General features: G+C 40.8%; 8 protein-coding genes and 1 pseudogene. 8 read left to right on the top strand and 1 reads right to left on the bottom strand.

The annotated features are described in order from the left end of the window. Window positions 1-6: 6 nt before the first annotated feature. On the bottom strand, window positions 7-198 hold the full coding sequence (locus U9O96_03345; GenBank protein ID MEA2054141.1) for a cold shock domain-containing protein: 192 nt from the start codon (window positions 196-198) through the stop codon (window positions 7-9). 99 nt (window positions 199-297) lie between these two features. On the opposite strand from U9O96_03345, the gene U9O96_03340 reads away from it, so the two are divergent. The 8 genes and pseudogenes from U9O96_03340 (at window position 298) to U9O96_03305 (ending at window position 8,817) form a co-directional block, all read left to right on the top strand. Further along, entirely contained in the window at window positions 298-789 is a 492-nt protein-coding gene (locus tag U9O96_03340; GenBank protein MEA2054140.1) for a 3-isopropylmalate dehydratase small subunit, read from the top strand. After that, window positions 786-1,895, top strand: a pseudogene (locus tag U9O96_03335) (isocitrate/isopropylmalate dehydrogenase family protein). The gene U9O96_03340 and the pseudogene U9O96_03335 overlap by 4 nt, the downstream one beginning before the upstream one ends. A 108-nt stretch (window positions 1,896-2,003) precedes the next feature. Further along, complete coding sequence (locus tag U9O96_03330; GenBank protein MEA2054139.1) at window positions 2,004-3,908, top strand: type II/IV secretion system ATPase subunit; 1,905 nt, start codon at window positions 2,004-2,006, stop codon at window positions 3,906-3,908. Beyond that, window positions 3,895-4,782: a type II secretion system F family protein gene (locus U9O96_03325; protein MEA2054138.1), complete on the top strand. Its 888-nt coding sequence runs from the start codon at window positions 3,895-3,897 to the stop codon at window positions 4,780-4,782. Before U9O96_03330 ends, U9O96_03325 begins: the two co-directional genes overlap by 14 nt. After that, on the top strand, window positions 4,783-6,513 hold the full coding sequence (locus U9O96_03320; GenBank protein ID MEA2054137.1) for a type II secretion system F family protein: 1,731 nt from the start codon (window positions 4,783-4,785) through the stop codon (window positions 6,511-6,513). It abuts the gene before it with no gap. Between the two features lie 48 nt (window positions 6,514-6,561). Then, window positions 6,562-6,918, top strand: coding sequence for a roadblock/LC7 domain-containing protein (locus tag U9O96_03315; GenBank protein MEA2054136.1), 357 nt, complete (start codon window positions 6,562-6,564; stop codon window positions 6,916-6,918). After that, entirely contained in the window at window positions 6,915-8,102 is a 1,188-nt protein-coding gene (locus U9O96_03310; GenBank protein ID MEA2054135.1) for an ATPase domain-containing protein, read from the top strand. Before U9O96_03315 ends, U9O96_03310 begins: the two co-directional genes overlap by 4 nt. After that, complete coding sequence (locus tag U9O96_03305) at window positions 8,092-8,817, top strand: RAD55 family ATPase (GenBank protein MEA2054134.1); 726 nt, start codon at window positions 8,092-8,094, stop codon at window positions 8,815-8,817. Before U9O96_03310 ends, U9O96_03305 begins: the two co-directional genes overlap by 11 nt. Window positions 8,818-8,997: the final 180 nt, after the last annotated feature.

The following is an 8,997-nucleotide window of genomic DNA, read 5'->3' as shown; positions in this document are numbered from 1 at the left end:
AAATCCTTACTCTATTACCTCTACGTTTACTGCTTTCGGCCCTCTAGGCTCATCCTTTATTTCAAATTTTACTTTTTGTCCAACCATCAATGGTTTATTTGACTTTACATCTGACTGGTGGACAAAAACATCTTTTTCCATTCCTTCTGCTTCAATAAATCCATAGGATGTCATCCACTTCTTAACTTTTCCTTCCATTTTTTTCACCTATTCTAGACGGTACAACAAGCTCCGGTATATTTAATTTTTGTATGACATTTCCCTTAAAATATAAAAACATTGATGCGATACCCGAATATGCTTGTGAAAGGGAGAGTGCTGAAATATGGAAACGATATAAACACTGACGTTATCTTTCCCGGGAGATACCTTGAGATAACAGATGCAAAAGAGATGGCAAAACACGCCATGGAAGATTTGGATTCCGACTTTCTGGATAAAGTTAAGGACGGTGCGATTATTGCCGCCGGAAAAAATTTTGGCTGCGGCTCTTCCAGGGAGCAGGCGGCTACATGCCTGAAATATGCAGGTGTGGTGGCCATCGTAGCAAAATCATTTGCCAGAATATTCTACAGGAATGCCATAAATCAGGGACTGCCCGTATTTGACAGCAAGGAAGTGGATACATTAAATGAGGGAGACATCGTTGAAATAGACACCGACAAAGGGCTGATTGAGAATAAGACAAAAGGTATAACTTATAAGATAAATCCGCTGCCAGATTTTCTTGATGAAATAATACAAAGCGGCGGGCTTATAGAAAGTTTAAAATTGAAGGGGGTAAAATGAAATATAAAATAGCATGGCTGCCTGGTGACGGGGTCGGTAGAGATGTTATGGAAGCGGCAAAAATAGTGCTCGATTCTTTTGAGCTGGATGCGGAATATGTTGAAGGAGATGTAGGCTGAGAATTCTGGAAGAAAGAAGGTAATCCTCTGCCAGAAAGAACAATTGAACTTATGGGGGGAACAGATTGTGCCCTATTTGGGGCGATAACATCAAAGCCGAAGAAGGAGGCGGAGAATGAGCTGCCCGATAAATTGAAAGGAAAGGAGTATTTTAGCCCCATAGTTAAAATGCGCCAGATATTTGATTTATATGCAAACATGCGCCCATGCAAAGCATATCCGGGAAATCCATTAAATTATAGAGATGACATAGACCTTATCATATTCAGGGAAAATACGGAAGGACTGTATGCAGGTGTGGAGTTTTATCCTCTGCCGGATACACTTAGAAAAGCACTGGAAGAACATCCGAAGATGAAACGATTCAAATCAATCCCTTCAGATGAAATTGCAATATCAACCAGAATTTTTACGAGAAAGGGCTGCCGTAGAATATTAAAAAAGGCATTTGATTATGCATCCGAGCATGAAAAAAAGTCGGTCACTGTCATCGAAAAACCCAATGTAATAAGGGAAACATCGGGCATGATGATAGAAGAAGCCAGGCGGTTAGCGAGCAACTATCCTGGCATTGAATCAAAAGAGGTAAATGTGGATGCAATGTGTATGTGGCTGGTGAAAAATCCGCAGAACTATGATGTTATCGCCACATCCAATCTATTTGGAGATATTGTTTCCGATCTGTCTGCCCAGCTTGTTGGCGGCCTAGGCTTTGCGTGCAGTGGAAACATCGGAGATAACTATGCATTATTCGAACCCACCCACGGCTCCGCACCGAAATACGCCGGCATGTATAAGGTCAATCCCACGGCAATGCTCCTGTCCGTGAAAATGATGCTGGGCTGGCTTGGAGAAAAAAAGATGGCAGATAAACTGGAAAATGCTATTGCAACAACAATAAGGGAAGGGAAGATCAGAACATATGACATGGGGGGCAACTCCTCAACGATAGAGATGGCAGAAGAAATAATAAGGAATATGGAGTGAAACTGGGCTTGGCAAATTGCACCTTATAAAGAAAACACTAACACCGTCTTGTTAAAAATAATAACTTATAAATACAAAGAGTTTATGTTTAAGATATCTGGTGCTCGAATGGAAAAGAAGGAAATGTTTGTCCAGAAGAAAGAAGAAAAAAAGAAGGCAGCGGAGTTGATAGAAGGTCTTGATGTAGGAAAAAGACTCTCTACCAGGAAGAATATAATCGAAGGGCTGATAAACCTCCATCGGATAGAGGAAAAAGCAAAGGCAAGGGGTAGACTTTTTGAATTGAAATCTGGAAAAGAAATAGATGAGATACTGGGTGAACTCAAGGAAATGGTTGATCTTTCGCCCCCAAAAGATGAAAATATAGAAGTGGTGGAACTCCACCCGATAAATAAACCATTTTCATATGTAAGGGTAATTTTTAACAACCTCAATCACGAATATATATATGAAATATTGGAACCGACCCTATCTATAGAAGAGAAAAAAATATTCGAATTTTTAAAAGAGACACTCATAAAGACGATGAACGTGGAGCTCACGGAATTCAGCGAGGACGAAGCAAGAGATCACCTAAAGAAAAATGTTGATAGAATAATTAGTGATTATTCAATCGTTGTAGACGACACACCAAAAGAGAAAATAATGTATTATATCATAAGAGATTTTCTTGGCTATGGAAAAATAGATGTTCTAATGCATGACCCGATGATAGAAGATATTTCCTGTGATGCACCTCGTGTTCCAATTTACGTTTATCACAGAAATTATGAATCGTTAAAGACAAGCATCTTGTTTACCGGTGAGATGGAACTAGATAGTTTTGTGATTCAGCTTGCCCAGAAATGCGGGAGGCATATCTCCATAGCCCGCCCTCTGATGGATGCGACCATGCCCGACGGCTCCAGAATACAGGCATGCCTTGCAAGGGAGGTCTCGTCAATGGGTTCTAATTTTACCATCAGGAGATTCAGGGAAGATCCGTTTACGCCCAGTCATCTTGTAGAATACAACACAATATCACCGGAAATTGCTGCGTATTTCTGGATGGCCATTGAAAATGGTGCATCTGCGGTACTTGCAGGTGGTACAGCCTCTGGAAAAACAACTTCACTGAATGCATTATGCCTTTTTATCCCGCCACAAATGAAAATTATATCGATTGAAGATACAAGAGAGATAAACCTTCCGCATCCGAATTGGATAGCATCGATAACGAGAGAGGGAACAGCAGAATCCGGCGAGGGAAGTAAAGTGGGCATGTTCGATTTGCTGAAAGCCGCCCTGAGACAGCGTCCCGAATATATCCTAGTTGGAGAAATAAGAGGGAAAGAAGCTGTTGTCCTGTTCCAGGCAATGGCAACAGGACATACCGTATACTCAACCATGCATGCTGACTCAATATTTTCGGTTGTCCACAGACTGGAAGGCGACCCTATAAATATCCCACGAATACAGGTACAGTCACTTAATATTGTGGCTATACAGGGGATAATGAGGATAGGAAGAAAAAGGGTTAGGAGAATCAAGAAAATTGTTGAGATTGTAGGTATAGACCCCACAACCGATGATATTCTCACAAATGAGGTATTCAGCTGGAATCCAAGGAAAGATGCATTTGATTATTATGGAAAAGGACATGTAATGGATAGCGTAGCAGAACAGCGGAACTGGACAGATAATGAACTGAATGAGGAATTCAATAGAAAAAGGGATGTTATCAGATGGATGGTTGATAGCGGCATAAAAAATTATGTGGAAGTAGGAGAGGTAATAGCCGCATATTATAAGGATCCTGATGCTATGATGAAAAGAGTGAAGGGAACTGTTGAAACACGAGAGGAAGTAAAAGAAGCGGGAATAGAAGAGAAACTTCTGGAGAGACCGGAGGAAAAGTTAGAAGAAAAAGAATTGAAGGAAGAAACAGTTGAAGAAGAGATGTTCATGGAAACAGAGGGGCAGTCAAAAGAAATTGGAGAAACAAAAGAGGGAGGGATAGATGCCGCTGAATAGGTATCAAAGTATTTGCTATAGACTGCTGGGAAAAAAAGCGTCGAAATCTCCCCAGATTGAGTATGTAAAGAGAGCTATTGAGAGAGCATATATGGAAGTCAGGCCGGAAGCATATATCTCATATGCATGGATGAATGGCTTGATTGGAGCACTGGCAGGCATTGCTTTTATTCTAATATACCATTATGTTCTGCCCGGGATGGGGATAGTCCTTCCCACTAAGCTACTGGTTATAGTCATCCTATCACCCATACTCATAGGGGCTATAACTTACTTAATAACGATGATGGTACCCGAAAGCAGGGCAAATGCAAGAAAGAAGGACATAGGCAACAAACTCCCTTATGCATTGAATTTTCTGGCGGCCATGGCGTCTGCCGGCGTCATACCTGCACTTGCATTTAAAAGCCTTGCAGAACAACCAATCTATGGGGAAGTGCAAAAAGAAGCTGCATGGATTTACAGGGACATGTCCATATTCAATATAGACATAGTTACCGCCCTTAGAAATGCGGCAAACAGAACTCCCTCAATAAAATTTCAGGAGTTTATCCAAGGGGCAATAACTACTGTTACTTCAGGAGGCGACTTGAAAAAATATTTTTTTGTAAAATCAGATGAGTACATGCGTGAGAACAGAAGAATTCAAAAAGAATTTCTGGAAACCCTTGGAGTGCTTGCAGAGAGTTATGTCACCGTTGTTGTGGCCGCCCCGCTTTTTCTCATAGTGATGGTATCTGTCATGAGTATGATCAATACAGGAGGTGGTGAAGGCTCCTCTATACTGATAATGTACCTAGTTGCTTTCGTGATGCTACCTCTTGCCCATCTGGGGTTTGCGGTCGTTATAAGCTCTATGAGTCCGGAGGTGTAGATGATAGGTAAAAAGATTTCATGGGTTGCATTTGTCTCTCTTTTTACAATTATAGCTGTGTCAATTATCGCAAGAATAATAGGAATGCCGACCGTGTCCAATCTTTTACTTGCCTCGGCGATGGGGGCCTTTCTCATTTTTTCATGGGCACAAAGAAAAATAAAGGAGGACATGCTTCCATTTATATCTGATGAGTATAAAGAATCTGAGTGGAAATATTTCTTTTCTTCTCTTATTGCATTTATTCTTATCATTTTCGCGACGTTGCTCAACGTGTTTATACTATTTTTAGGGATGCCAGTATCTTCAGTATTGATAACCATTTTTCTCGGAATTGTCATACTGCTTATGCTTTATACAGTCCTCTCAATACCAACTGTTGAGAAAAATATCGGCTACACCGTCTTTTTTCTAATTGCATTCGTATTCACTGCAGTAGTAATAGGATCGCAACTAGATGTTGGCATACATCTGCCAAGAGATGTAGCCCCAATAATCAGGAATATGGCAGAGTCCCTCTTCCTTCTGAATATTGCCTTATTATTTGAGATTTCCTCTTTAATGATTGGCGGAGAAATGCCTACCCCAACCGCCTCTGTCGTCGGCATATACGAGAGAACAAAATTCCGGAAAGAAAGACCTCTGATAATGAAGAGGAATGTAATATATCTCACAATTTTGGCGTCTATAGCTCTCTTTGTTATTGTGAATGTCATATCAGTTGTAGGGCTCCCCGGAGAAGTGATGCTCCATAATCTGCACTGGGAATATGCCGTTATATTCGCCAGCGTAGGTCTCCTTGTCAGCCTTGTATTATATATAATTCTCATAATGCCGGAGAAGGCTGGAGAAATAAGAGAGAAGTATGACATGGAAGTATTGCAAAGGATAATGGTCCTTTCAACGTCGGCTGCATTTACGGCGGTTTTTGTGGCAATTGCAATAATGCTCCAGTTCAAGATTATATCCTGTATCGGGCCAATATCACTGTCCCCCGGAAATTCCATGGATTTTGCCATATATGCAATTCTCTCTGCCATAGGTCCATTTGGTTTTTATGAATATGCAAGAATCAGAAAAATGAATTTGATGGAAGAGCGATTTCCTGAATTTTTGAGAGACCTGTCGGAATCACGGAAGGCCGGCATGACAATGGCAAGGGCTGTAAAAATGTCAGCAAGAGGCGATTACGGCTATCTAACCCCCGAAATAAAAAAAATGGCTGTCCAGATATCGTGGGGTGTTTCTTTCACTGATGCATTGAAGCGTTTTGGCGAAGGAATCAAAACCCCGCTCGTCCAAAGAACAACATCCCTGGTGGTTAAGGCATCGGAAACGGGAGGGAAAATATCAGATGTGATAGATGCAGCAGCGAAAAATGTGAGGGAAATAAAAATACTTCAGGCCGATAGGAAAATGGAAATGCAGATGTATCTTCTGATAATATATGTTGCCTTCTTCGTTTTTCTTGCAGTCATAGCAATCCTTTCAGCCACTTTTTTGCCGGAATTTGCAAAGGCAACAGAATCAACTACCAGCATTGGCGGCATATCGTTTGGAAAGATATCATTAGAAGAGTATAAATTTGTTTACATCTGTACGGCCCTTGTACAGGCTGTAGGGAACGGAGTTGTGGCAGGGCTGCTTGGTGAGGGAAAAGTGGCGGCAGGATTGAGACATGGCACGATAATGGTTCTTACAACATACATATTGTTTAGGCTGATTATTTAGAAAAGTTTATTATCAATTGTATAATATAAAAATACAAACGGTGGAAGAATGCAGGACAAACAATACAGAAATATATTGAGCGAGTTGGAGTCGTCAGCAGATATTGATCACAGTTTTATAGTATCCAGAGACGGTTTATTGATATACCCCGAAAAATGTAGTGAGTTTAATCCAGACGCTTTTGCAGCCATGACTGCAACATTGCTTGCTGCTGCAGAGGCTGCCATGGATGAATTGAATGGGGGCGTACCAATAAGGGTAGTAGTGAAAGCGAACAATTTTAATATCATTACTACTGGAGCGGGTCCGAGGGCGATACTTGCGGTTATAACATCTTCAAACGATATCGATACAGTGCATGAAGCCATGAAAAAAGCTGCAAAGGAAATTGATGAGATATTATGAGCAATATGATAGAGACGGGGATACCGAAACTGGATAAATATTTAGGAGGAGGCATACCAGAAGGGAAGTCATTATTATTTTACATATCACCAGAAGTAGAGGAAAGCAATATGGGCATACATGTACTGCACCATAATCTTGAGAAAGGAAAGGATTGCGTATATGTCATCTCCGAATCATCCCCAAAACATCTTGAGCAATCTTTTAGAGAATTTGGGTGGGATATAAAAAAATATGGCGAAAGACTTTTGGTTGTAGATGGCTATTCCCGCCTTATAGGGGCACCGTCTGAAGAAAAATATGTAATCCTTGAGCCACACGATATATTGAGTTACGAAGATGTTGCGAATGAAATGCTCGAAAATTTGCCCAGCAATACCGTAGTGGTGTTTGATTCCCTCTCGAATATGATGGATCTCTGCGGTGAAAGAGAAACGCTGCAGGGGATATACAGAATAAATGAAGAGATTGGTAAAAGAAATGGTGTCTCAATTTACAACTTTACCGCATGGCCGTATAAAGAGAGCATAATATACCGCATAAAAAGAGGGTTTGACGGCATTGTGGAAATAACTCCTACAAGTAATGGAGTTTTTACCGGGCAAAAATACCAAGTATCAAAGACAAATTGGGATGGAAAACTCGGTAAACCGGTAATGTTTAGGACTTACAAGCCAGGCGGCATAAGAATTTACATCCCGAAGATACTGGTTATGGGCCCTTTCAGATCAGGTAAAACCACTTTTATAAAAACACTTTCTAAGCAATTTACTTCCGTAGATAGACTCGGAGCTACAATAGCCATTGAGCACGGCACGGTCGACCGTGCAGGATGCAGGGCAGAGGTGTTTGGCATACCAGGCCAAGAGAGATTTTCCCCACTGGTAGAAAAAATGGGGGCGTCAGCAACGGGTGCAATACTGGTAATTGACTCCTCAAACCCAGAGTATTTTGGGGATGCAATAAAAATGGCAAATAATATTCGTAATGAAAAGATACCTTATGTAATAGTGGCTAACAAACAGGATTTGACAGGTGCTTTGAATGAGGAAGAGATAAAAAACAGAATGGGGATAAGAGATGTGCCAGTAATAAAAACTGTTGCGACAGAGGGTAGAGGCATATTCGAGGCGTTTGAAGTTTTAGTAGATAAAATAATCGAAGGGGGGGAATATGCCGGTTAAAACAGGAATAGGTAGATTAGACGAACTTCTAAAGGGGGGTGTACCGACTGTAACTAACACTCTTTTGTATTCTCCTCCATTCATAGGAAGAGAAACAATACTAAAAAGATTTGTATTATCTGGATTGGAGGAGGGAGAGCCTGTGATATTCGTTTTGACTGATACCTCATTTTCAGAGATGAAAAAAGAAATGGAAAAACTGGACAAAAAATTTTTAGAATATGAAAATGATGGAAAGGTGAAATATATAGATGTATACTCCAAGGGAGTTGAATTAGAGGAAAGCGGAGCGAATGTTACTTTTGTTGACAGTCCCATTAATAGAGAGAAAATAACAGCCTCAATAATAAGTACTGAGAAAGAATTTACACAAAGATATGAACGGCACAGACTTATATTTGATTCAATATCAACATTGATAGTTTATTCGGATGCAAAAGCCGTATTTCGTTTTCTCCAGGTAATAAGCGGAGCGTGCAAACGGCTCGGGGCAACTTCCGTGTTCAGTATGACAAGAGGCATGCATGAAGAAATAGAAGTACAGACAATAAAACATCTTATGGACGGTGTTATAGAGATGAGGGAGGAAGGCTCTAGGATGCAGCTTCGTGTGCAGGGATGCGGGGAAGTTGTATCCAGAAATTGGATTGATTACTTGCTTGAAAAGGATGAAATAAAACTCACCGGAGCCTTCAGAATGAGCCGGGTTGCATAAAATAGGCTAGGAGATTTTATATTTCACATTAAAAAAGGGAAAAGGGGTTTTGGGTTTACTTCACTCCCAGTACCAGCGGTCCAAGTACAAAACCTTTGGCTGTCTTTGATGCTCCGCCTGCTGTTATTGTTATTGTTGTCGGTCCGATGCCGAAAACCAAGCCGCTTTTGATTGCTTCTT

It is taken from the genome of Candidatus Thermoplasmatota archaeon, from assembly GCA_034660695.1.
Classification (GTDB): Archaea; Thermoplasmatota; E2; order UBA202; family DSCA01; genus JAYEJS01.
The sequence above is the reverse complement of the archived record's forward strand: the minus strand, read 5'-3'. Positions and strand labels throughout refer to the sequence as shown.

Coding starts and splice junctions, on each gene's coding strand:
- U9O96_03345 (MEA2054141.1), bottom strand. CDS start 198: ATGGAAGGAAAAGTTAAGAAGTGGATGACATCCTATGGATTTATTGAA.
- U9O96_03340 (MEA2054140.1), top strand. CDS start 298: ATGCTTGTGAAAGGGAGAGTGCTGAAATATGGAAACGATATAAACACT.
- U9O96_03330 (MEA2054139.1), top strand. CDS start 2,004: ATGGAAAAGAAGGAAATGTTTGTCCAGAAGAAAGAAGAAAAAAAGAAG.
- U9O96_03325 (MEA2054138.1), top strand. CDS start 3,895: ATGCCGCTGAATAGGTATCAAAGTATTTGCTATAGACTGCTGGGAAAA.
- U9O96_03320 (MEA2054137.1), top strand. CDS start 4,783: ATGATAGGTAAAAAGATTTCATGGGTTGCATTTGTCTCTCTTTTTACA.
- U9O96_03315 (MEA2054136.1), top strand. CDS start 6,562: ATGCAGGACAAACAATACAGAAATATATTGAGCGAGTTGGAGTCGTCA.
- U9O96_03310 (MEA2054135.1), top strand. CDS start 6,915: ATGAGCAATATGATAGAGACGGGGATACCGAAACTGGATAAATATTTA.
- U9O96_03305 (MEA2054134.1), top strand. CDS start 8,092: ATGCCGGTTAAAACAGGAATAGGTAGATTAGACGAACTTCTAAAGGGG.